The sequence below is a fragment of the Geminocystis sp. M7585_C2015_104 genome (assembly GCA_015295805.1).
Lineage (GTDB): Bacteria > Cyanobacteriota > Cyanobacteriia > Cyanobacteriales > Cyanobacteriaceae > DVEF01.
Genome location: DVEF01000001.1, coordinates 1 through 22996, shown reverse-complemented (window position 1 = coordinate 22996; position 22996 = coordinate 1). Strand labels below are relative to the sequence as shown.

The following is a 22996-nucleotide window of genomic DNA, read 5'->3' as shown; positions in this document are numbered from 1 at the left end:
CTCTTGTCAAGGCTAAAAGAGCCTAAGATATAAATGTAGTTGTTGATAAGTTTGAGGAAAGGGTAAAAATGTATGCGGATGGGGAAATATTGGGGCTGCCAAGGGTGGAGTTGAAAGAGAGGGATTTGCTGCCCCCATGGCCGGGGATATACTATGTGGTGGATGGAAAGAAAGTTGTATGGTATATCGGCAAGGCGAAAAATCTGAAGAAACGTTGGCAGGGGAAAAGCCATCACCGGATATATCAACTAATGACTCAGAAGAAGAAGGAGTTTATTATTTACTACCAGTTGGTGGGAGAGGGAGATTTAGATGAGTGGGAGAGGAAGGCGATTGCTAAGTACAATCCCACTTTAAACGATGGGGAGGCAAAAAGGAAAAGGATAAGGCCAAGTGAGAGTCTGTTGAGGGAGACTATAATATCGTTGGGGGATTATTTAGTAGTGATTGGCAGGGAGTCGCCACGGATACATGACAAGGAGTTGTTGACTTGGTGTGAAAATTGGGGGGAAAGATGGTGGGTTTTGAATAAGATAGTGGGTTTAGAGGTGGTGCATATAGGGGTAGACTGGTATGAGTTGTTGAAATTTGCGGGGGGAGAGGAAGTTGCCCTAGGGATTTTAAATAGTATCTTCAAAAGCAGGAGGGGGTATGCTCACAAATGGGAGGGGTTTACACCAAAAAACCCTTATATTCCATTATGTGGCGCGGCTAGACTGTTGGTGAATGGTTATGGGGTGGAGGTGAGTATAATCAATTTCCAAGAATTTGAAACTTATAGGGATAGACTGACTTCGGAGTGGGTAAGGGTGATGACGCCGGAGTGGGTAAGGAGGTTAAATAATTTTGGCGTCAGAAATCCCTTTGGGTTTTTTCTAACAGACGGGGGGGAAGGAGAATCCCGAAAAAAAATAGCAAGAAGACTGGCTATGAGGATTCAACCCTATAGTGGCAATTGTATACCCAGTGTGTTTCAGGAGGAGTTGGAAGAGGAGAATCTGAGGGGAAAAATGATAAGGATAAAAAGGGAGTATCAGGAGGGGAAAAGGGGGTTTGGTAGTAGAAGTGGAGATTAGGAGGCGACGCTGGTGGTAGCAGTGGTGGTGGGAGTGGGAGTGGAGTCTGTTTGTCTTTCCCTTTGACGGGAGGCGGCTAGAAGCCCTAACAGACAACAGATGGTGGATTCCGCTCCTTGATTCATGTTAACGCCTTGAGGGTCAATGCCGTCACAACAAGCGCCGGTGGTGAAGTCATATAGCCTTACCCCTAGCCGATTTCTGCCCAAAAACCATTCTACTGCGGCTCTGGCCATGTCTAGGTAGAAGGGGTTTCCGGTAATTTCATAAGCAAGACAACAGGTTTCAATGGTATAGCCGGCCTCGATGGGTTGCTGTCCAAAAATGGCTCGTTGTTGACCACGGATATACCAGCCTTGATTGCCAATGAAGTCAAAGTAGCCGTTGCGATAGGTTTGTTCTAACAGAAAGTCGAGGGATTGGAGTCCTATTTTCTTGTATGATTGTTCGCCAGTGACCTGATAAGCTAAAAGCATAGCCTGAGGGAGTTTAGCATTGGCGTAGGTGAGTTCATCGCCAAACCATAGCCAGTCTTCACTGCAGCTGGAGTGGTAGAGGGAGGCTAATTGTTCGGCCATTTCTGTGAGAAGACGACGGACGGCTACGGCCCCTTCGTATCTTTCCAAAAAGCTAGACAGGCCACAAATGGCATAGGCTATGGCACGGGGGTATTGGAGGGAAAGGGTTTCGATGGTGCGCTCAAAGATGTTTTTTGCCAGCATCTGCATCTTGTCGTCGGGGGAGGTGGAGACTGTAACGCCTAAACCCCACAAGGCACGCCCAATGGTGTCTTCACTGCCACATTGGTCAATAAACTGCCTGGAATAGTTCATAAAATTGTGGAATCTGCCATCGGGCATCTGGGCATAGTGGATAAAACTAAGATAGCATCTGGCCAAGTCGAGGGCGCGGGGCTCTTTATATTGCTGATAGTAGTTCAAAACAGCTACAAGAGCGCGGGCTACATCGTCGGTGCAGTAGCCGTGTCGTCTATCGGGAACACTGTAGATGGCATGTTGAAATATGCCCGTGTCATCGGTGAGGTGGATGATGTGTTCCAGACGAGCTTCAGCCATTTCCCCCACAAAGACGGTCTTGCCTCTAGTTTGCAACAAGGCGATGGTCTTTTTCTGTCCGGAGATAATCTTGTCAAAGAGGAGGGCATAGGATTTACCTACATTTTGCCACACCATCTGACGGCCGAATTGGTAGGCCAGCTTACGCATTCTGTGACGGCCCGCTTCATCTTCTATCAGTTCGAGGAGGGTATTGGAAAGGGCTTCTACATCTTGGAAGTTGACTAGTCTACCCCTGCCGTCGGCCAGCATTTCTTCTGCGTAGAAGTAGGGAGTGGAGACGATAGCCTTACCCATGCCAATGGCGTATGCCAGTGTGCCACTGACTATTTGTTCTTTTGACCTATAGGGAGTCACATATATGTCGGCGGCGCCTATGAATTCGCAGAGTTGTTCAAAGTCTACATATCTGTCGAAGAAGAGGACATTGTTTTCCAGATTCAATTCTCGCACGCGTCGTTTAAGCCATACACGGTATTCTTCCCCCTCTCTTCTTTTGACTTCAGGGTGCGTGGCTCCAAGGATGATATATACTACTTCTGGGTGAGCCTTGACCACGGGGGGTAGGGCCTCTAACATGAATTCTATGCCTTTGTTTCTGCTAATCAAACCGAAGGTGAGGATGACGAAACGGCCTTCTACTTTAAATTTGTCCTTGTAGAAGTTGGGATCTATAAAGGCTGTATCCGGCACTCCATGGTGGATCATGGCGATTTTACCTTCTGGAATGCCGTATACCTCTTTTAGGATGGCAATGGCTTTTTTGCTGAGTACTACCAGGTATTCTGACGCATCTGCTATTCTTAGTAGGGTTTCTCGCAGTGCTGGTGTCGGCTCTTGTAATACAGTATGCAGGGTTGTAACTACTGGTTTTTGAAGGTTTAGAAGTAATTCTGTCACGTAGCGCCCATAATTTCCGCCGAATATGCCAAATTCGTGTTGGACGCACACTAGGTCCACCCCTGAAAAGTTTATATATTCTGCTGCTAGCCTGTAGTCGTCTATCCTATTTTGCTTTATTTCAAATACTACCTCTTCCGGGTAGTCCAGGGAGTCTGCCTCATTGGTTATTGCTATTACCATCGACTTTTGATTGTTTTTCCTTAATGCCTGTCTTAGGTCCGCCGTAAAGGTTGCTATTCCACATGCTCTTGGTGGGTATGTCCCTATCAGCGCTATTTTGTTTTCTTTTTTCATATCTTTTCTCCTTTTTTCTCCCATCCTAATCTTATCTTCTCCTCACTTCTCTTCTTCTTTTTTCTTCCCCTTTACGCCCATCGCCTTGCCCTTCTCCTCCTGGTACCCCCCACACTTCCTTTCCTTCTATCCTCCATCTAAATAGTTGCGAATTTTTTTTATTAAAAAAATGCACATCACCGACGCCTTGGTAGTACCTTCGCCTACCGCCAACAACCCTATTTTATCACAAACACCCCCCCTCTGTCAAGGGGTAGGGGAAAACCGGAAAGGGGGAAAATATAATGGGAATAGTACTAATGAGGAGGAAGATATGACCATAGCAGAAAAGTTGAGGATTACAGAATTAACAAAGAGTAATAGAGAGATGGAAAAATGGTGGCAGGAGACGATGGCATTGACCAGGAGGCTATTTATACAATTACAGAGAAGGCCCTCAACCTTGATGGCAGGGATAATACAACCGTTTATTTGGTTGATTTTGTTTGGAGCGTTGTTTGAAAGGGCGCCGGCGGAGTTGTTTGGCGAAAAGGGGAGTTATGCCCAGTTTCTGGCGCCGGGAATAATTGTGTTTACCGCATTTTCCAGTGCCTTAAATGGGGGTTTGCCGGTGATGTTTGATAGGGAGTTTGGCTTTTTGAATCGTTTGTTGGTGGCGCCCCTGGTTTCTCGTTTTTCCATCGTAGCAGCTTCGGTAATCTACATTGTCACTTACAGTTTCATTCAAACGGCAGTGATTATGGTGGCAAGTGCCCTTTTGGGAGCAGGAATACCAGATATTACAGGAATAGTTGTAATTGGGCTGATAATTTTCCTGATAGTTATGGGGATAACAGGGTTGAGTTTGGGTTTAGTCTTTGCCTTGCCTGGGCATATTGAGTTGCTGGCTGTTATATTTGTGATTAATTTGCCCTTATTCTTCGCCAGCACGGCCTTGGCGCCGTTATCATTTATGGCGGGTTGGTTACAAATAGTTGCCAGTGTTAATCCCCTAACCATCGCCATTGAGCCAATACGTTATATTTACCAACATGAGGACTGGAGTTTTGCAAGTCAGGTAATGACTACGGCCTGGGGAAGTCTTACCTTAACTCAGGTTTTTGTCATTCTTCTGCTGCTAGATGTGGTAGTCTTACTAGCAATTAGACCTTTACTGAATCGTCGTTTAGCCTAGAAGTAGGGGATTGGAGTGGGGGAAACCTTCCCACCCCCCTTTGCTGTCTCTTAAGTGGTGGAAGGGCTGTTGTTGAACTACTGGAGGTGTTATAATGAGGAAGGTGGCAACTGGTATAGGTTTGGTTATTTCTGGACTACTGATTCTTCCCGCAAATGCCCAAACTGTTTATCAGAGACAACTGAATCAGCCTTTTCAGAGGAATGAAATGAATCCTCTCAGTGGTGAGGGGATTAACCCTCTGGATATTATTCACAATGCTAATTTTGGCAATCTGCGAGGAATGTCGGAATTTGTGGAAGATAGTGCTAATGGTATTAGCAAGGCTGCGGAGGATTTCAAGAGACAACAACAAAGGTTGATTCTGGAAAGACAACGACAACAACAAGTGAATACTAATTCTTCTTCCCCATAGGTAGACAACTTTATGGGGGGATGTCTTTGTTGGGGTGAAGGTTAGCCATCTCCCCTAGGAAGGCACAATCCACATGGAGGGGGAATTGATATTTTTTCCCTTGAGTTTGCTGTCTTAGTGGCTGAAGAGAGTTATTTTTAGCTGAGGGTTATACAGTGAGTGGGGTTAAACCCAGGCACCGTAATTGGCGACTAGGGCAACCAGTTTGGGGATGTGTGTTGTATTAGAATATTGGCAAAGGGGTGTTGATTTAGACGACAATAAATCTTCGTGAAAATAGCAATACAAAAAATAGTAATACAAATACTGCGAGGGCTTTTTGTTTTGATGGAATTGGGTCAATTGTAGGCATTTAACTGTGCCATTGCTGGGGGGTTTTGTGTAGTTAAAAACGGCAGTATAAAACACGGTTAGAATACTCAACCATATGAAGATGCCAACACCCTGTCTTTTTAGTCTTATTCTGTCTGGTATGACAAATAAGTAGGCCACCAACAAACTCGAAGGGACAGCTGGGCCAGTTTTTATGTTATAGTTGTTCAGTAGACTATTAGTTTGTGTTAATATAGTAATTGTATCTGAATTTTGGGGGAAAGGAGGAGCGAAAAAGTACTAAAGTAACCAACTAAATATATTCTAGGATAATAGCCATAAATGAATGGTTATTGTTTTTAGTAATCAGTTATAAATGCTCAAGAGAAAAAATTCAGATTGTATGACGTATTTGTAGCCAAACAGAGGGAAAGATGGTGGTCATAAACTCGTACAATTAACTTTTTGAATAATAGCCGGGATGACTCATTGTACTGGCTATTGTACCCCGAGATGGCATCATTTTCTATTGAGCCAGGCTAGTAACCAAACAGTATATAATTGTGATGGTGGAAAAGAGAAAAGTAGAGAAAGTGACGTAGAATGTTGCCCTTTCTGGGGAAAAGAAAAGAGATAAAAAGGGGAATAAAAGAACCCCTCTAGAATTATTCGGTGGAAAAGAAAACAAATTAGGGCACGAAATGCAAGCCATTGGTAGGGAGTGCTAGTGGTATTAATATTAATTAGGACAGAATGGCTATAATTAGTGCGACAGTTAGAAATAACTTTTCGAGACAATGTCTTAGGGCTAGGGCGTGGGCGACAAAACAGTTAGTGATATTGATGCAATAGTCATGGTAAAATGGGTGCCAATAATGGTCAATATAACTTAACTCACCCGGAGGGGGAAGGAAAGTTGGGGGGGGAATTTTATTGTCAAAAAAGCAAGATATCGACTGGATTATAAGTAGTGCTATACCAGAGGTAAGGTAAGAGAAAAATATCCTGTAAAAACATATAAAATCAGACAAAGGCAAAGCCATTAATAACGGCTTTTGGGGACAGAAAAGATTGGCATTGTAGGAGAAAACTATGGAAAGGGAATAGAGGGGGAAGGAGGAAGAATGAGAAGAAAAGAAAACAGAAAAAAATCCCCACTCCTGGGGATTCGGAAGTATCGTATTTTTCCCTGTATCAGAGGATAAGGGAGAGGGGGATTAGAAGGGATATTTCTAGAGGGTAATTATGAGATAATTGTCCTGGAATTTGGCACTTTTAACGGGTTGGCCTTTGAGAGGAGGGGGCAAAAAGATATTGCGTCGTTGGTCACCGGCTGATATAGTAATTTCAGGGCCGGACTGACTAAGTTTCACCTCTTTTTTACTGAATCCTGGCAAAAAGACTCTAATTTCCCGTTGAACAGGATTAATAGTAAGGGGTTTTGGCGCGTCGGCTGCAAGGATTTGGAAGTCAGGCAAGTCTTCAATAATAGTTTCCCTGTTGCGCCTAATAAGACAGACTGGCAGGGGTTTAAACTCATTGCGGAGTTGTTCTAGTGTATTATCACGGTCATAGTTACCAGCTACAAAACCGGCTATCTTGGCGACGAGACTAGAGGATTCTTTTTCCCCTTCATTCAATAAAACACCGCCGACACTGAGGTTAACCTGTTGCGCGCCACCCCAGCAATACTTAGCGGCGGCAATGGCATTAACACTGGCGTCGGTGACAAGGAAGGCACAAACACGGGTAGAATCAGCAATAGCCTGTTTTCCTTCTTCTAGGATATGACTGAAATCTTGGACGGGTTGAGGAGTGATATTTTCGGGAGTAAGGGTGACATTGAGGATGGCACTACTGACGGGTTGAACAAAGGGGGATAAGGCCTTTACAATGTCAGAGTTTTCTAACAGATTTTGGAAACGGCGGAGATACCAACTGAGGGTATCGGGGAGGCCAAACATTCTAAGGGTATTGAGGCTGCTGTGACCATCGTAGATGATAATATCATAGTTACCGGATTGGTATTGTTCTCGTAAGAAGTATAGGGCAAGGGCGTCATCCATGCCGGGGATAATAGACAATTCCTGGCCATAGATGTGTTTTAATAGGGGAGAGCGGAGGTATTGGGCTTCTAATTGTTTAAGTTTTTCCCAAATTGTCTCTAGCAGTTGACTGGTTTGCAGTTGGATGGCGTCGAGGTTGTTGCCGAGGGGGGTAATATTCCCCCAAGCATCTACTCCCACTGAATCGCGGGTTACCAATAAGACTTTTTTACCGGCAGAGGCATACTTACGGGCGGCGGCAGTGGCGAGGGTGGTGCAGCCGACACCGCCCTTACCTAAGAAGGTGAGGATAAAAGTCATAATAGTTCAAGGGGAGTAATGGGACAGGTATAGATACACCCTCACCGGCAGGGGGCCGGGGGTGTATAATCATGATAAGGCTTGTTATTCTACTACTTCCACTTCGTCTTCAAAAAACCAACTAGTGGTGGAGTCGGGAAATTCCACAAAGACGCCGATTCCACTGCCGTCTGTCATTTTAAAGGATTTGATGACGCCTATTTGTCCTTGTTGGGCCTTTTTTATGATGTCAGCTGGGACTTTTTCCCTGAGACGACAAATTCTAACCTTTTGTCCAATTTCCATAGTAACTTAATCATATACAATTTTTAACAACTCTCAATTGTAACGGAATTTGATCCTTTTCCAAGAGAAGGGGGATTGCTGGAGAGAAATCCTAAAAGGGATGTAGACTTATGGGGCAGACTATTGTTGTGAAAATTGGGACTTCAACGTTAACAGATAGTAAAACGGGAAACCTAGCCCTTTCCACCATAGCATCCCTGGTGGAGACATTGACTTATTTGAGGAGGGAAGGCAATAGGGTGATACTGGTATCCTCTGGTGCAGTAGGGATAGGTTGTGCTAGACTAGGCATAAGGGAGCGCCCTCGTAATCTACACTTAAAACAGGCCATTGCGGCGGTAGGACAGGGTAGACTAATCAGGGTGTATGATGACTTGTTTAGCCAACTAGGACAGTCCATTGCCCAGATTTTGCTTACCCGCCGGGATTTTGTCGACCGTAACTCTTACGTAAACGCCTTTAATACCCTCAATACCCTATTGGAAATGGGGGTGATACCGATAGTAAACGAGAATGATACAACCGCGACAGACGAATTGAAGTTTGGGGATAACGACACTCTTTCGGCACTGGTGGCCAGTCTGGTGGAGGCGGATTGGTTGTTTTTATTGACGGACATAGATGGATTATATTCGGCAGATCCACGGTTAGTGCCATGGGCCAAACCCATTGACGTGGTGGACATTGAGCAGGTGGATGAGCTAGAAATAGAGGCGGGGGATAGTGGCACCGGTTGGGGCACAGGGGGGATGAAAACCAAACTCAAAGCGGTGAAAATAGCGGCGAGTGCGGGTGTTACAACGGTAATAACCCATGGTAAGAATCCGGAAAATATTGTTAGAATTTTACAGGGGGAGGAGATTGGCACTCGGTTTACTGCCTTGCCTAAGACGGAGAATGCGCGTAAGCGGTGGATTGCCAACGGTTTGATTTCCATGGGGAGGATATACATAGACGAAGGGGCGGTGGAAGCCATTTGTCGACAGGGGAAGTCTCTTTTGCCGGCGGGGGTAGTAGCGGTGGAGGGTAAATTCAACTCTTCCGAGGCGGTGGATTTGGTTGACTCTGAGGGGAGGATAATTGGCAAGGGGATTAGCAATTATAGTCATCACGAGTTGCTGCAGATTAAGGGTAAGAAATCAGCTCATATTGGGCGTATCTTAGGTTATCAGGCCCCCCAGACGGTAATACACCGGGATAATCTAGTCATTTTTGATTGATTTTGCTATCCAGTTGCTTGATCAGACTCACCACTACATTGCTTTTTTCTTCCAGTTTATGGAGTAGTTTTTTAGCTTCTGGTATATTTCCCCCACTTCTTAAAAAGATGATTTCTTGTGCTACCTTATGTAATTGCTGATGTTCTCGTTCTAGACTCACAAATTCGGGCATTGTACCATACTTAGACTGGCCCTCGGAGTATATCCATTTGCCCAACTCACACTGGGTGTGGGAGGGGGCTGGTGGTGTTTCCGTGTTACCATTTACGTATTGGTTTAGTTTTATGCACCACATAAAGTGGTGTAGTCCTATTAGTTTCAAATCGATATCCATAGCCTCTTTTTATGGGAACTTACGGAAGCATATGTTTTCATCTTACTGGGGAGGTGGGGTTATAGAAATTAATTTTTGTTGATGTGGGAGGGTTCATGGTAGATATTTCCAGAGTATAAGGGCGTCTTCGCCTGTTTTTTGGTAGTATTTTTTGCGTCTACCGGCTTCTTTAAATCCAAATTTTTTGTAGAGGTTAATGGCTTTTTTGTTGCTTTGTGCTACTTCCAAAGTTGCTCTTTCTAGTCCTCTGTTGTAGGCTTCTTCTAGGAGATTTTTTAGAAGTAAACTCCCCAATCCTCTGCCTTGGTAATCTGGGTGGATGGCGAGAATTGTGATGTGGGCTTCTTCTAAAACTGCCCAAAAACAGCCCAAACCAATTACTTTTTTAGTTCCTCCTAGATTGAGGCTAACTGTTAACAGACAACTGTTGGGGCTTTCTATTTCTCTTCTGTAGCCTTCAAGACTCCAAAGCCCTCCGAAACAAATATCGTCTAATTCCAGTGCTTGTGATAATTCCTTTTCCGTTAGAGGTTTTATTTCTACACCACCCGGGGTCATGGATTAAAAATTTTAGATTATAAGCGATTTTTTCTTGTTTTATAATTATATCATGAGCAGGTAAATCGTAAAACATGTTCCAATAATTTAGCAGAATAATTATAATAACACCAAGGAATAATTAGGGAGAGTATGGCAAAAGTCCCTTGGATGGTGGGGTAAGCTATTTCAAAGAGCACGAGATGTTTAAGGTTTTACGCAGAGGGGCATTAAGGATTTGCAGCACAATAGTCTGGTTGCTGATATTGTTTTTTGTCACATCACTAGGAGTTATATATTATAGCTATGAAATTGAACCAGGGTGGGTGGAAGTAAAACACATTGATTTGAAATTAAAGGGGTTGGGGGAGGAATTTGAGGGGTGGAAAATAGTGCAGATAAGTGATATACATATCAACGAGTGGATGACAGGAGGGAGACTGAAGAGGATAGTAGATTTAGTGAATAAACAGGGAGGAGATATTGTAGTTTTAACGGGGGATTTTTTTACTTCAAAGACTGGGTATGCAGAGAGGTTGCGCAATGAGATTGTACCACGACTGCCCCGCAAGACTAGGGGCAGAAGACTGTTTAGGAAGATTTTTTTGAGGTTGGGTAAAATAGAGTCTGAGTTGTATGAAGGGAGGGATTATGAGAAAGATAAGGAAACTCTAGGGGAATGTTTGAAGAGACTGAAACCGAAATATAAGAGTTTTGCGGTGTTAGGAAATCATGATTATTCTACTAACTATCTCCTGGTAGAGGAAGCCCTAAAAGAGAGTGGAATTGTTGTGCTTAAAAACGAGGTCTATACTATTAGGAAAAACAAAAATTATTTGAACATTGCAGGGATAGATGATATAATGTTCGGCAGGGGCGATTTGGATTTAGTATTGTCCAATTTGCCCAAAAAAGGAACTAATATTGCCCTAGTGCACGAGCCAGATTTTGCAACCAAGGTGTGGGGGACTCATGGTTTTCAATTACAGTTGTCAGGACATTCCCACGGAGGACAGGTGAGAATACCCTTCAAAAAGGGGGGGTTTTTACCACCTTATGGCAAATTATACCCGGCGGGGTTGTATAAATTCGGTGATTTCAGGCTGTACACTAATAGAGGGTTAGGAATGTCATATCCCCTTATGCGTTTCAATTGTAGGCCGGAAATTACCGTTTTTACCCTGTCAAGGGAACGATGATAATGACGATTCGTTACAATAGAGACTGACTGGTAGTATTCCTGACGAGGGCGTAGAAATAAAACAACTGGAGAAAAACAGAAACAATGGGAAGAGTAGTAGGGATAGACTTAGGCACAACTAACTCGGTAATAGCGGTAATGGAGGGGGGTAGACCTGTAGTAATACCCAATTCAGAAGGTAGTCGCATTACCCCCTCTGTGGTGGCTTTTAACAAGGAGGGGGAATTGTTAGTGGGACAGATGGCGAGAAGACAGGCGGTGTTGAACCCCCAGAATACCTATTATGGCATTAAACGCTTCATGGGGCGCAAATATAGTGAGTTAAGTGAGGCAAGTAAACGGGTGCCCTATACTATTCGCCGGGATGAACTAGATAATATAAAAATCCGTTGCCCTCGTTTGAAAAAAGAATTCGCCCCAGAGGAAATTTCTGCGATGATACTGCGACGACTAGCAGAGGAAGCAGAGAGGTATCTGGGAGAGGAGGTGACAGGGGCAGTCATCACCGTACCCGCTTATTTTAATGATAGCCAAAGACAGGCCACCAGAGATGCAGGCCGGATAGCTGGTCTGGAGGTGTTAAGAATTATTAACGAGCCGACGGCAGCAGCATTGGCCTACGGGTTAGACAAGAGAAAGAATGAGAGAATCCTGGTGTTTGACTTGGGGGGGGGCACTTTTGATGTGTCCATACTAGAAGTGGGGGATGGGGTATTTGAGGTGAAGGCTACTAGTGGGGATACCCAGTTAGGAGGCAATGACTTTGACAAGAAAATTGTAGACTGGTTGGCAGACAGGTTTTTAGAGGAAGAGGGAGTAGACTTAAGGAAAGATCGCCAGGCGTTACAAAGACTAACAGAGGCAGCGGAAAAGGCGAAAATAGAGTTGTCTGGGGTAAGTGTATCTGAGATTAATTTACCCTTCATCACCGCCACTGAAGATGGGCCAAAACATCTAGAGGCCACCCTTACTAGGGCACAATTTGAGGAATTGTGTGGGGATTTAGTGTCCAGACTAAGACGTCCTTTGCAAAGGGCATTGAAAGATGCCGGCATGACGCCTTTTGACATTGACGAGGTAATCCTGGTGGGGGGAAGCACCCGTATTCCCATGGTACAGGATTTAGTGCGCAGTTTTATCGATTTGGAGCCCAATCAGAATATTAACCCTGACGAGGTAGTGGCTATGGGTGCTGCTATCCAGGCGGGTATTCTTGCCGGCGAGGTGAAGGACATTCTGCTACTGGATGTTACGCCTCTGTCTATTGGGGTTGAGACTGTTGGTGGCCTCACCAAGAAAGTAGTACCTAGAAATACAACGATACCGGTAAGAAGGTCAGAGATATTCTCCACTTCGGAGAATAATCAGACGATGGTGGAAATTCACGTGGTGCAGGGGGAAAGGGAGATGGCGGCGGACAACAAATCCCTAGGCAGATTTAAGCTGACGGGGATACCCCCCGCCCCCAGAGGTGTGCCTCAAATTCAGGTTTCTTTTGACATTGACGCCAATGGCATCTTACAGGTTATTGCCAGGGATAAAACCACTGGCAGAGAACAAAGTATTGTAATCCAAGGGGCTTCCAACTTACCTCAGTCTGAAATAGAAAGGATGATCAGGGAGGCGGAGGAATTTGCCCAGTTAGACAGGCAGAGACGGGAGAGGGTAGAAAAACGCAATCGGGCCAGGGCTTTAGCCGATCAAGCCCAGAGGAGACTGAGGGAAGTGGCCTTAGACTTTGGCACCCAGTTTGCCAATCGCTATCGTCAGGACATTGACAATATATGTAAAGAGATTCTGGACGCCCTGGAGAAACAAGATGATCGCCGTTTGGACAAGAGTATAGCGGATTTGGAGGACGTTTTATACGAACTCAACCGAGAGGTGCGTCTCCAGTATAAACAGGAAGAAGGAGAGGGCTTTTTTGAGTCCATCAAGAAAACCTTTATGGGGGATGACGAGGAGGAGTATGACTGGAGACGGCAGCGGCAGTCAAATCCTCGTTACGGCAATAGGGACTATCCTAGCAAATACCCCCCTAGTGACAATAGTAACAGTTATCCTGCCGCCAATCCTCCCCGCTATAAACCCGAGGGGGGTTATCGGGTTGGCAAGAAAAACCTTTCCATCCCTTACGAAAACGATTGGGATGACGACGACAACTGGTAATGGGGCGTGGGTGGTGGGGGGTTTTCTAATGGGCCCTTGTAGTCGAAATGGAGCATAGGGAACTCGAATCCCTGACCTCTGCGGTGCGATCGCAGCGCTCTACCAGCTGAGCTAATGCCCCAGGTTATTCCATCTGTTGTTCCATTATAGCAGATTCTGTTGTTTTTTTGGCCAGCACCTGATTAATCCAGTCCAGGTCGATTTGGGAGAGACGGTCAACGCACCAGTTAGCGTGCCGTTGGAGTATGTGGAGGGGGTAGGTGTTGGCTACGGCTACCACAGTCATACCGGCGTTTTTGCCACTAGCGATGCCTACTAGTGTGTCTTCGATTACCAGACAGTGTTGGGGTTTTATATCTAAAAGGGGGGATATTTGATTTAATTTTGTTAATGCCAAGAGATAGGCTTCTGGGGAGGGTTTACTGGCTTTGATTTCATCCCCGGCTACTACAACAGGAAAGTGTTGTTTCAGGTTAGTTTTTTCTAGGACATATTCTATATCTTGTCGTAGGGCGCCACTAACTATTGCCAGAGGGAGATTTCTTGTCTGGAGGGATTGGATAAATTCTCTTACCCCTTCAAAAATGGGTATTGTCTCCATGGTTGATAGGATTTGTAGGTAGAGTTTTCCTTTTTTTTTGACCAGTTTATCCAGGTATTCATTTTGGACAAATCTGCCACGGGCTTCTAGAATATTTTTAATAGCAGAATAGTCGTTTCTCCCCAGACAGTATCTTTGATATTCTCCCGGTCGAGAAGGCTGTAAATTTTCCTCCAAAAGGAGCTCATCTATTAACTGCTGATGGATCTCCTCGTCTTTGATAATAATGCCATTGAAGTCAAAAAGCACTGCCTTTATACTCATTTTTCCTCTAGATGTGCGGGGGAATTCTAGAAGACATAAAGGAATATTAGCGGTATTTAACCCTTTTTGGTTTAGGAAGGACTACCCTATTGTTTGCTACAGATTCTACTATACCAAAGGCGATAAAATTGCTGAGGAGATATGAACGGCCGTAACTGAGGAGTGGTAAAGGGATACCAGTAATGGGTGCTAAACCAATAGTCATGGAGATGTTGAGAATGGCCTGGAAGGCAGTCATGCCCAAAACGCCAATGGCAATAAGGGAACCAAAATTGTCTCTTGCTTGTAGGGCAATCAATACAAGCCGCCAACATATCAACCAGTATATTACTAAAATAATCAGACAACCTACAAAGCCAAATTGGTCGCCAATGGCACTAAAGATAAAGTCTGTATGTTGTTCAGGGACAAAGTTAAGATAGGTTTGAGTGCCTTTGAGAAAACCATTGCCCCATAAACCACCCGAGCCTATGGCAATTTTAGACTGAATTAAATGATAACCGCCACCAAGGGGATCTTGTTCAGGATTGAGGAAAAGGGTAAGACGGGCTTTTTGATAGGGTTTGAGCAAATCCCAGAGAATATGTCCTAACTGGCCGGCACCATAGTTTATTACGAGGGTTACCAAAGCCCATAAACTGCGGATTGCCTGTGGGAGGGTAAACCAGGCTATGAAAATCATGCCAATTAAAAAAACTAGCCAGATGGGGAAGACAATGTTGTACAAGAAGGCGGAGATGAGGGGTGAGAGGATTAACAGTATCCATCCCAGACTGGCATTGGCCCAGTATATCATGGTGAGGGCTATGGCGCCAAATACTAACCCTGTGCCCAGATCCGGTTGTAACATTATCAAAGTCCAAGGTACTGCTACCAGAAGAGCTATGGGAAGGAGACGGGAAATATGAGAGGCGTCCTTTTGAGCCAAAATGGCGGCTAAACTGATAATTAGGGCGACTTTGGACAATTCGGAGGGTTGAAAGTTGAAGCCGGCAATGTTAATCCAACTCTGGGCACCATTTATGGTTTGGCCTATGAACAATACTAATACCAGGAGGGAATTGCTAAACCAATAAATCCACCAGTGTAGTTGTAATAGTCTTTCATAGGAGAAATAGGACAGGCGCATCATAATAATGCTGCCTATCAACACTATGATTAACTGTTGTTGCCAGTCAGTGCCTTGTTTATAGGCTTGAGTACTATAGATAACTATAGTGCCAAATAAACTCAAACCAATAATCAGGACGATTAATAGCCAGTCTAAATGATTTTGCTTGGAGTTGTCATTCATCAGCCATGAATGGGTGATAAGACCTTATAATTGTAACCTTTCTGCCACAGTGAGGGTGAGATAAAGATGATGGACAACAAGTCTAATGGTCATAATAGCAACAATTCTTTTATGACCGCTGTCAGTCGTACTGTTAGTGACATTTGGAATACGGTCCAATCCAGGGTATATCTTCCCCCTTTGAAGTCTAATCGTCCAGTTCCCTCCTTGTATATTCGTTGTGGACAATCCCACTACCGTTATCCTCTTCTGGGAGATCGTTATGTAATCGGGCGTAGTAGCAAGAACTGTGATATAGTTATCCGTAGTCCAATTGTAAGCCAGATTCACTGTGTAGTAGAAAGGGATGAGAAAAACCCAAGGCGGTTTGTCATAAGGGATTTAAACTCTACCAATGGGGTTTACTATGGGGAAAAGAGGTGTGATTCTCTTACTCTTTATCATAACGATGTAGTAACCCTAGGTCCTCCGGAATTAGCGGAGGGAATAGAAATCCGTTTTGACAAGGGTTTAAGCAATTGGACATATCTTCTGCGTCATGGCGTTTTTACCACTGGCTTTGGTTTACTGCTAGGACTAAGTTTTATTGGTTGGGAGTGGAGTAAATACCAAGTATATCCAATTCCGGACCATGTGGGGGGGCAAACAGTGGTATATGCCAATGATGGCAAGACTCTACTGGCGCCTCGGATTGACTCAACCCACCGAGAATTGGAAAGCCTTTCAGACTTTGGCTTAATCCCAAAAGCCCTCATAGCCTCGGAAGACAGCCGTTTTTATTGGCATTTTGGAGTTGATCCTATTGGCATAATTCGTGCTTTCCTGGTTAATAGGGAGGGGGAAATCAGACAGGGGGCCAGTACAATTACTCAACAGTTGGCCCGTAGTATATATCCAGCAGTAGGAAGGGAAAACAGTCTTGCCCGTAAATGGCGGGAGATGATGGTAGCCTTGAAACTAGAGGCATTATACAGCAAGGATACTATCCTCAAGACTTATCTAAACCGGGTTTATCTAGGCTTCAACCTATATGGATTCGAGGATGCAGCCCATTTCTACTTCAACAAGCCTGCCAAGGAGTTAACTTTAAACGAAGCTGCCACTCTAGTGGCCATTTTACCGGCTCCCAACGCTTATAACCCGGTACAGAATTACGATGCGGCTGTAAATTTGCGCAACCGGGTGATTTCCAGGATGTTGAGTTTGGGGATGATTAGCCAGGAGGAGGCGGCAGAGGCCAGAAGGTCTAGAATTGAAATTAGTCCTCAAGCCAGGGATGCCTTTTCCCGGGTGATTGCCCCATACTACTACAGTCATGTTTTTAGGGAAATGAGGGAGTTGTTGGGGGAGGATTTGACGAAAGAGGGGGATTTTATCATCGAAACTGGACTTAATCCCAAAATCCAGAAACTGGCGGAGGAGAGTTTAAAGGAGCATCTTGCAACCAATGGTAAACAAAACAACTTCAGTCAAGGAGCCCTCGTCACCCTCAACAGTAAAACCGGGGAGATAGTAGCCATGGTGGGGGGTAAAGACTTCCAAGAAAGCCAATTCAACCGCGCCACCCAAGCCCAAAGGCAACCTGGGTCAACTTTTAAGGTATTCGCCTATACAGCAGCCCTAGAGAAGGGTATTCCCCCCACTAAAGTATACTCTTGTGCCCCTTTGCGTTGGCGGGGATTTTTGTATAGGGCTTGCGAGAGGGTGGGGGGTGCGGCTAACATGGAAATAGCCTTGGCACAGTCGGAGAATGCTGTTGCCCTGAGGGTGGCCCAGGATGTGGGCTTAGACACGGTGGTGGCTACTGCTCATAAAATGGGTATCCAATCCCCCTTACAGGCGGTACCAGGGTTGGTGTTGGGGCAAAGCGAAGTCAACGTGTTGGAAATCACTGGCGCCTATACCCCCTTTGCCAACAACGGCATTTGGTCACGCCCCCACGCTATCAAAGTGATACGGGATGGCCGAGACTGTGAGGACTCCCAAAATCACAAAACATGTAGGATAGTATATCAGTTTAACGAAAATGGGGACGAGCAGAAACAGGTAATTAAACCCCAAACCGCCCAGACCATGCACCGCATGTTACAAAAGGTAATCACTTCAGGCACAGGCGGGGCAGCCCGTTTGGGATATGATGAAGCCGGTAAGACGGGCACTACTAACAAGGGGGTAGATTTGTGGTTTATCGGCTATCTTCCCAAAAACAATCTTATTACCGGTATTTGGTTAGGAAATGATGACAATTCCCCCACCCACAGTAGCAGTAAACAGGCGGCCCTTTTATGGGGAAAATTTATGAAAAAAACTCTTTAATCTCTGTAAAAAATTGAACACTTTAAGCTACAATAAAAATAGGAAATAGAAGGGGGAGAGGCTATGTTTTTTTTAGAAACAAATTCTCTGAGCAAGCAACAAGAAAACCAAGAGACGGAAAAGGTGGTAGAAATTCGAAATCTAGACTTCTTCTACGGCAAAGGGGCAATGCGAAAACAAATACTGTTTGACATTAATCTCACCCTAAAGAAAGGAGAAATTGTGATAATGAAAGGGCCTTCCGGCTCGGGCAAAACTACCCTTCTCACCCTCATTGGCGCCCTCCGCACTGCCCACCACGGAAGTTTAAAAGTGTTCGGGCAAGAGTTAGTAAATGCCCCAGAAAAGCTACTGATTCAAACTAGGAGAAAAATAGGCTACATATTCCAGGCTCATAATTTATTAAACTCCCTTACCGCCCAACAAAATGTAAAAATGTCCTTGGAACTACATCCAGAATATACTGATAGGGAGATAGAGAAAAAATCAAGGGAAATATTAGAGGCGGTAGGGTTGGGGGAAAGAATAAACTACTATCCGGAAAACCTATCTGGAGGGCAAAAACAAAGAGTGGCAATAGCCCGGGCATTAGCACCCCATCCCCAGTTGGTTTTGGCAGATGAGCCTACCGCCGCCCTAGACAGTAAAGCCGGGCGGGATGTGGTAGACATCATGGAAAGACTGGCACGAGAACAAGGTTGTACTATCCTTATAGTTACCCATGATGACCGTATTTTGGATGTAGCAGACCGTATCATCATGATGGAGGATGGTAGATTGAAGGATGAGATGTAGGGTTTAGCCTGTCCCCATCAAGAAGGGGAATCTGGCATAGTGGTTGCAAGTGCCGGGGGCGGGGAATATATGAGGAGAAAAAAGCTCTGTTGGTAGCTACCACTACTGTTTGATGGCCGGTGTTTGCTGTCTTCAGGGGCTATATATCAAAGGCAAACCCCCACGCCACCCGCCAAGGGAAATATAATAATACAAAATTGGGGGTGAACGTGGGCATCGGCGCCCTTGATTGGAAGCCGGCAGAGGTATTAGCCGACGGAAGCCCCTTAGCTACGAAAGCCAAAGACTGTCCCCTCGCCGACTTTTCCTGGTTTGGTATGGTTTCAATTGGCGCAACTGTCATGTAAGACACTTATGTGTTTAATGCCCCTGAGGGCCTACACGCCCCACCCCCAGTGATGTGGAAATTCTCCCCCTGCGCTCCTAACTTTGTAATATTAATGTATTTAAAGTTTACTTTTGTATTTTAAAAGATCACTGTTTATAATAGCATTGGCAGACAGTTTTAACGTTGAGCGTAATGTATTATGAGACGATAGGCCGTGGGGTTTATAATCATAGGTTAGTGCGGGAGAGGGTGTGGAGTAATTCTGTTGCCGAAAAGGGTTTAGCCAAAAAATCATCGGCAGACGATAGTCCTGGAGGTTAGAATAATCACAGGAATTTGTCGCCAATGGGAATGTTTTTTTATACTTGCCAATAACCCAAAACCATCTTTCTTTGGCATTTCTAAGTCGGAAATTACAGCGTTTTTCCCGTCTTTTGCCTCGCCGGGTAATTGGCATTTTCTAAAGTCCAGGCTAACATCTTTCTGACATTGGCTGAGTCGTCTACAGTCGGAATTCTTTTGTATCTTCTAGGGGTTTTTTCCAGCCATTGGATTAAGGATTTTGACTCTACTAACACTGCTATACTGCCATCCATCTGCTAAGACAACGCCATATTCACTGCCTCTTTTTCCCCCAATAGCTATCCACCACAAATCCTACCTCATTTCCATTCTCCCCCGTTATCACCACTAGGGGCATCCAAACCCTCGGCATTTTCTCCCTTATTGGCGAGGCATAGTGAAATTGCAGCCAATCCGATAGGAAGACTAGTTTTATCTTATTGCCTATATCCGGGAAAAAGAGTTTAACTTCCCCGATAGAATTGGTGGCAAAAGCCAATAAAAAACCTCTCACCCCTACCAACAAAACCCTCATTACAGACACGGATAAGGGGGTAAACCTAGTGCCTACATTCAACTCTGTTTTTACTTCCACTCTTCCCCCCATTGCCTCCACTGCCTCCCTTACCACATCCAATCCTACCCCCCTCCCCGCCAAGGATGTTACCTGACTGGCTGTGGTGAAACCCGGCGTGAAAATTAGTTTTATCAATTCTTCTTCTGTCATCCTCTTTAATTTTTCTCTTTGTAACCCCATTTTTTCTCCCTTTAATCTTATTTTTTCTATGTCTATCCCTCTGCCATCATCAGCCGCCGTTATAATTATTTCATTGCCTTGGCTAACAGCCTTTATGGAAATTAATCCTTAGGGCGGTTTTCCCTTTAATTTGCGCTCGGATGGGTTTTCAATTTCATGGGCAATGGCATTCCGAAATAGGTGTGTTATTGGCTCTTTTAGTCTCTCCAAAATGTTCCTTTCTATTAATCCATTTTTCCCTTTTACTTCTAAGAAAACATCTTTACACTGAATTTTAGCTATCTGATTCCCTCCCTTTTTTCAGGTCATTATTATATTTTAAAATAGTCTTATTCCTATTTTTATATACGATTAATGAGTCTATTAGTAACTGTTAAATATCGCAGTATTTTCTCGAATTCTTCTTCCAGGCATATGGTAAAATTTTCCTTCAATGCCAAGTCTTCATTATCTTTGAGGGAGTGGAGTTTCGTCAAAAGCAAATTTAGTCGGTTTCTATCTATGGTTAGCCGGAATACCAGCCAGTTTAATTCCGGTAGTGGGAGAGGAATTGGTGTTATTTTCCAGGGATACTTTGATTCTTTTGGTGTTGGGAGTTCGACAAAAGTGGAAGGAATAAGTTGTGCTTGCCCGGATAAAACCAACGCCTGAATGTTCCCTAGATTCTTTAGTATATAGTCATTATGCCCTAACAAATTAACATAAATATGGCTTTTTAAAGAGGAGCAAAAATCAGCAAAATACGGTAAGTATAACATGAAGGCAACCCCAGTTAAATGTTCCAAACAATCCACTAACTCTGAAGGGTATTGTTTGCTGTTTTGCCTTGCTAATTATTCTGATTTGTTGTAGAAATGTTTTCGGTTAATCTTCAAAAATATAATTATACTTTTACTCCTATAAAAACCTCGTATTACTCGTAGCCAAAATGCTAATTAATTTAGGAAAAATAGTAAATATTTGCTATAATATTGTCTGCAACCATTGGGGGAATTTCTTGTGGCTGTGAGGATAAATTAACTAATTCTTTGAGACAATCAACGGCTAAAAGCAAATGGTTTTTTATCTCCTCATTGATTTTAACTTTGCCCACCTTGATAATTAAAAAAAAATCCTCCAGCTGATGAGCCAAATCACTTAAATGTGTATACTCAACAATAGCGGCGCCCCCCTTGTGTGTGACTTGTAACAGTTTTTCCACATCTGGTGGGGAGACTAAAAGGGTGGCATGTAATGTCTCAATGTATTTTTTAGCCTCTTGGAGAAATTCTAGTCTAAGTCATTGCAGTTTGTGGCTGTCATTCATCATGGGAAGACTTCTACAGAATCTTTTAATTGCATAGTGTGAGAGATGGTATCTGCGAGGGAAGCCGTAACCTGACGGGGAATGGAAAGAGTCTCCTGAGAAAAAGAAGCAAGGGATTGTGTCAGCTGGAAAAGATTTTGTGCTATCTCTGTATGAGAAGTAGTGGCACTGACAATGGGTTGGAGGTTATGGTTGATTAACTTGACAATTTCCTCAAAATTCTCTTTTGCCCGAGTTACTGTTGTGTTGCTTTTAGTAACTTGATTAGTGCCATTTCTCATGGCGGTGACCACATCGGCAGTCTCTTGGCGGATTAACTGCACAATTTCTTCAATTTCCCGGGTAGCGGCGGCAGATTTGTTAGCCAATTGCCCAATTTCTTCTGCTACCACGGCAAAGCCTCTTCCTTCTTCGCCGGCACGAGCGGCTTCTACACTGGCGTTAATAGCGAGTATATTAGTTTGTAGGGCAATCTGGTTAATGAGGGATAATGCCTTAGTAATTTTCTGGGAAGAATCCCCCAGTTGTTTTACCTTTTTTGCGGTATTTTCTATGATATCTTTTAGATGTAAAATGGCGTGGACTGTCTCTTCAATGGCTTTTTCGCCGGTTTTAGCAACTCGGCATGAGAGGCTGTCTTGGCCACATGGGTGGTGTTTTCCGCTATTTTTTGGATGGAAGGGTTTAATTGTTGCACCAATTCAAACACCTCTTCAATCTTTTCTGACTGATAGATGGCGTCGGCGGCAAGGGTTTTTATTTCTTCTTGCTGTCTAGTCGGAGACTGTGTTACCTTTATGGCACTCTCCTTGACACCAAGGACAATATCCCTTAGACTCTCAATGATACTATTGAAGAAATCAGCGACGATTCCCACCTCCCCCTCACACAGAGGCGCGTTTACTGTCAGGTTACCTTTTGCTGCTTCCTCCACTACCCCTTGAAGAATAAACAGATTTTTCCCAATTCTTTGTTTTTGTTTCTGTAGCATCTGTGCTAAGTTTTCTGCTACTTCTAGGGATTTTTGTTTTTCTGCTAGTAAATTCTTAACTTCTGCTACCAGGTGGTTAAAACTTTGGGCAAGATATACAGTTTCCCAACTACCTTCCTCTGCTGCTTTTACTTCCATATTTCCTGTGGCAAATTCTGTGGCTGTTTCTGCCAGTTTTCTTATGGGTTTAGACAGTTGACGAGAAAGGAGAAAAATCACTCCTATAGCCACAAAACCCAAAATAATTGCCACTGCCAAAAAGAGTGTTAGTAGTTGTTGTACCGCTCTTTTAAAATATTTTGTAACTATAATTACTACAATTACCCAATTAGTGCCAGGTATGGTAAAGAGATTATATTTTTCCCTTGCCAGGTGAAGGTAGCACTTACACTATAAGGTTGTTCTTATTCCAAATAATTTCCACCTTCCACTGGACCCAGTACTATGTTATTAATGTCATATTCTTTTCGAAATTTCAAATGCATTATCTTCGCTTCAAAATTATCTAAATTTATATATTACAATTGCCCTTTTGGGAGATAATTTTTTCTCTTTCAGGGAGTAATTTATCTTCCGCCTCCCCGTAATCCTGATAATTTCAATATTTTTATGGCTCGACAAGAGTAGGTTTCTGAGAGGG

The 22996-nt window shown here is 44.0% G+C and carries 23 protein-coding genes and 1 tRNA gene; 9 read left to right on the top strand and 15 right to left on the bottom strand.

Going from position 1 to position 22996, the window contains the following annotated elements; genetic code table 11:
• Positions 1-68 precede the first annotated feature (68 nt).
• Entirely contained in the window at positions 69-1076 is a 1008-nt protein-coding gene (locus IGQ44_00120; protein HIK36388.1) for a GIY-YIG nuclease family protein, read from the top strand.
• Here the strand turns inward: IGQ44_00120 and IGQ44_00115 are convergent.
• Positions 1073-3349 (bottom strand): glycosyltransferase, encoded by a 2277-nt coding sequence (locus tag IGQ44_00115; GenBank protein HIK36387.1) that lies wholly within the window; start codon positions 3347-3349, stop codon positions 1073-1075. The genes IGQ44_00120 and IGQ44_00115 overlap by 4 nt on opposite strands.
• A 313-nt stretch (positions 3350-3662) precedes the next feature.
• On the opposite strand from IGQ44_00115, the gene IGQ44_00110 reads away from it, so the two are divergent.
• Together IGQ44_00110 and IGQ44_00105 are read left to right on the top strand one after the other, a co-directional pair.
• The gene (locus IGQ44_00110; protein ID HIK36386.1) at positions 3663-4523 is read left to right on the top strand and encodes an ABC transporter permease; all 861 of its coding nucleotides are present in this window, start codon (positions 3663-3665) and stop codon (positions 4521-4523) included.
• 94 nt (positions 4524-4617) lie between these two features.
• A complete protein-coding gene (locus IGQ44_00105; protein ID HIK36385.1) occupies positions 4618-4938 on the top strand; it encodes a hypothetical protein in 321 nt (106 codons plus the stop codon).
• Between the two features lie 1544 nt (positions 4939-6482).
• Here the strand turns inward: IGQ44_00105 and IGQ44_00100 are convergent.
• Both IGQ44_00100 and IGQ44_00095 read right to left on the bottom strand, forming a co-directional pair.
• Positions 6483-7616 (bottom strand): ArsA family ATPase, encoded by a 1134-nt coding sequence (locus tag IGQ44_00100; GenBank protein HIK36384.1) that lies wholly within the window; start codon positions 7614-7616, stop codon positions 6483-6485.
• Between the two features lie 84 nt (positions 7617-7700).
• Entirely contained in the window at positions 7701-7901 is a 201-nt protein-coding gene (locus tag IGQ44_00095) for a DUF2862 domain-containing protein (GenBank protein HIK36383.1), read from the bottom strand.
• 110 nt (positions 7902-8011) lie between these two features.
• Here IGQ44_00095 and proB point away from each other — a divergent pair, with 110 nt between their 5' ends.
• On the top strand, positions 8012-9121 hold the full coding sequence (gene proB / locus IGQ44_00090; protein HIK36382.1) for a glutamate 5-kinase: 1110 nt from the start codon (positions 8012-8014) through the stop codon (positions 9119-9121).
• Here the strand turns inward: proB and IGQ44_00085 are convergent.
• Together IGQ44_00085 and rimI are read right to left on the bottom strand one after the other, a co-directional pair.
• On the bottom strand, positions 9108-9455 hold the full coding sequence (locus IGQ44_00085) for a CZB domain-containing protein (GenBank protein HIK36381.1): 348 nt from the start codon (positions 9453-9455) through the stop codon (positions 9108-9110). The two genes, proB and IGQ44_00085, sit on opposite strands and share 14 nt — an antisense overlap.
• A gap of 93 nt (positions 9456-9548) precedes the next feature.
• Positions 9549-10013 (bottom strand): ribosomal protein S18-alanine N-acetyltransferase, encoded by a 465-nt coding sequence (rimI, locus tag IGQ44_00080; protein ID HIK36380.1) that lies wholly within the window; start codon positions 10011-10013, stop codon positions 9549-9551.
• Positions 10014-10195: 182 nt separating this feature from the next.
• On the opposite strand from rimI, the gene IGQ44_00075 reads away from it, so the two are divergent.
• Together IGQ44_00075 and dnaK are read left to right on the top strand one after the other, a co-directional pair.
• The gene (locus IGQ44_00075) at positions 10196-11191 is read left to right on the top strand and encodes a metallophosphoesterase (GenBank protein ID HIK36379.1); all 996 of its coding nucleotides are present in this window, start codon (positions 10196-10198) and stop codon (positions 11189-11191) included.
• Positions 11192-11277: 86 nt separating this feature from the next.
• Positions 11278-13362, top strand: coding sequence for a molecular chaperone DnaK (gene dnaK, locus IGQ44_00070; protein HIK36378.1), 2085 nt, complete (start codon positions 11278-11280; stop codon positions 13360-13362).
• Positions 13363-13410: 48 nt separating this feature from the next.
• Here dnaK and IGQ44_00065 read toward each other — a convergent pair.
• The 3 genes from IGQ44_00065 to rodA all read right to left on the bottom strand — a co-directional run bounded on the left by IGQ44_00065 (position 13411) and on the right by rodA (position 15521).
• Positions 13411-13483 (bottom strand) — tRNA-Ala (locus tag IGQ44_00065).
• Between the two features lie 3 nt (positions 13484-13486).
• Positions 13487-14227 (bottom strand): HAD family phosphatase, encoded by a 741-nt coding sequence (locus IGQ44_00060; protein ID HIK36377.1) that lies wholly within the window; start codon positions 14225-14227, stop codon positions 13487-13489.
• A gap of 46 nt (positions 14228-14273) precedes the next feature.
• Positions 14274-15521 (bottom strand): rod shape-determining protein RodA, encoded by a 1248-nt coding sequence (rodA, locus tag IGQ44_00055; GenBank protein ID HIK36376.1) that lies wholly within the window; start codon positions 15519-15521, stop codon positions 14274-14276.
• Between the two features lie 69 nt (positions 15522-15590).
• On the opposite strand from rodA, the gene IGQ44_00050 reads away from it, so the two are divergent.
• From IGQ44_00050 to IGQ44_00040, 3 genes are all read left to right on the top strand, one after another.
• Complete coding sequence (locus IGQ44_00050) at positions 15591-17837, top strand: PBP1A family penicillin-binding protein (GenBank protein HIK36375.1); 2247 nt, start codon at positions 15591-15593, stop codon at positions 17835-17837.
• Between the two features lie 63 nt (positions 17838-17900).
• On the top strand, positions 17901-18632 hold the full coding sequence (locus tag IGQ44_00045; GenBank protein HIK36374.1) for a DevA family ABC transporter ATP-binding protein: 732 nt from the start codon (positions 17901-17903) through the stop codon (positions 18630-18632).
• 197 nt (positions 18633-18829) lie between these two features.
• The gene (locus tag IGQ44_00040; protein ID HIK36373.1) at positions 18830-18979 is read left to right on the top strand and encodes a hypothetical protein; all 150 of its coding nucleotides are present in this window, start codon (positions 18830-18832) and stop codon (positions 18977-18979) included.
• Positions 18980-19078: 99 nt separating this feature from the next.
• Here IGQ44_00040 and IGQ44_00035 read toward each other — a convergent pair whose 3' ends face one another.
• From IGQ44_00035 to IGQ44_00005, 7 genes are all read right to left on the bottom strand, one after another.
• A complete protein-coding gene (locus IGQ44_00035; GenBank protein ID HIK36372.1) occupies positions 19079-19417 on the bottom strand; it encodes a hypothetical protein in 339 nt (112 codons plus the stop codon).
• Complete coding sequence (locus IGQ44_00030; protein ID HIK36371.1) at positions 19374-19556, bottom strand: hypothetical protein; 183 nt, start codon at positions 19554-19556, stop codon at positions 19374-19376. The genes IGQ44_00035 and IGQ44_00030 overlap by 44 nt, the downstream gene beginning before the upstream one ends.
• 20 nt (positions 19557-19576) lie before the next feature.
• Positions 19577-20161 carry a hypothetical protein gene (locus tag IGQ44_00025; GenBank protein ID HIK36370.1) on the bottom strand — a complete coding sequence of 195 codons (585 nt, stop codon included), beginning with the start codon at positions 20159-20161 and terminating at the stop codon, positions 19577-19579.
• 239 nt (positions 20162-20400) lie between these two features.
• Entirely contained in the window at positions 20401-20703 is a 303-nt protein-coding gene (locus tag IGQ44_00020; protein ID HIK36369.1) for a hypothetical protein, read from the bottom strand.
• A gap of 296 nt (positions 20704-20999) precedes the next feature.
• Positions 21000-21302 carry an Hpt domain-containing protein gene (locus tag IGQ44_00015; protein ID HIK36368.1) on the bottom strand — a complete coding sequence of 101 codons (303 nt, stop codon included), beginning with the start codon at positions 21300-21302 and terminating at the stop codon, positions 21000-21002.
• Between the two features lie 62 nt (positions 21303-21364).
• A complete protein-coding gene (locus IGQ44_00010) occupies positions 21365-21757 on the bottom strand; it encodes a hypothetical protein (GenBank protein HIK36367.1) in 393 nt (130 codons plus the stop codon).
• Between the two features lie 170 nt (positions 21758-21927).
• Entirely contained in the window at positions 21928-22614 is a 687-nt protein-coding gene (locus IGQ44_00005; protein HIK36366.1) for a methyl-accepting chemotaxis protein, read from the bottom strand.
• Between the last annotated feature and the right edge of the window lie 382 nt (positions 22615-22996).

Coding starts and splice junctions, on each gene's coding strand:
- IGQ44_00120 (HIK36388.1), top strand. CDS start 69: ATGTATGCGGATGGGGAAATATTGGGGCTGCCAAGGGTGGAGTTGAAA.
- IGQ44_00115 (HIK36387.1), bottom strand. CDS start 3,349: ATGAAAAAAGAAAACAAAATAGCGCTGATAGGGACATACCCACCAAGA.
- IGQ44_00110 (HIK36386.1), top strand. CDS start 3,663: ATGACCATAGCAGAAAAGTTGAGGATTACAGAATTAACAAAGAGTAAT.
- IGQ44_00105 (HIK36385.1), top strand. CDS start 4,618: ATGAGGAAGGTGGCAACTGGTATAGGTTTGGTTATTTCTGGACTACTG.
- IGQ44_00100 (HIK36384.1), bottom strand. CDS start 7,616: ATGACTTTTATCCTCACCTTCTTAGGTAAGGGCGGTGTCGGCTGCACC.
- IGQ44_00095 (HIK36383.1), bottom strand. CDS start 7,901: ATGGAAATTGGACAAAAGGTTAGAATTTGTCGTCTCAGGGAAAAAGTC.
- proB (HIK36382.1), top strand. CDS start 8,012: ATGGGGCAGACTATTGTTGTGAAAATTGGGACTTCAACGTTAACAGAT.
- IGQ44_00085 (HIK36381.1), bottom strand. CDS start 9,455: ATGGATATCGATTTGAAACTAATAGGACTACACCACTTTATGTGGTGC.
- rimI (HIK36380.1), bottom strand. CDS start 10,013: ATGACCCCGGGTGGTGTAGAAATAAAACCTCTAACGGAAAAGGAATTA.
- IGQ44_00075 (HIK36379.1), top strand. CDS start 10,196: ATGTTTAAGGTTTTACGCAGAGGGGCATTAAGGATTTGCAGCACAATA.
- dnaK (HIK36378.1), top strand. CDS start 11,278: ATGGGAAGAGTAGTAGGGATAGACTTAGGCACAACTAACTCGGTAATA.
- IGQ44_00060 (HIK36377.1), bottom strand. CDS start 14,227: ATGAGTATAAAGGCAGTGCTTTTTGACTTCAATGGCATTATTATCAAA.
- rodA (HIK36376.1), bottom strand. CDS start 15,521: ATGAATGACAACTCCAAGCAAAATCATTTAGACTGGCTATTAATCGTC.
- IGQ44_00050 (HIK36375.1), top strand. CDS start 15,591: ATGGACAACAAGTCTAATGGTCATAATAGCAACAATTCTTTTATGACC.
- IGQ44_00045 (HIK36374.1), top strand. CDS start 17,901: ATGTTTTTTTTAGAAACAAATTCTCTGAGCAAGCAACAAGAAAACCAA.
- IGQ44_00035 (HIK36372.1), bottom strand. CDS start 19,417: ATGCCAATTACCCGGCGAGGCAAAAGACGGGAAAAACGCTGTAATTTC.
- IGQ44_00030 (HIK36371.1), bottom strand. CDS start 19,556: ATGGATGGCAGTATAGCAGTGTTAGTAGAGTCAAAATCCTTAATCCAA.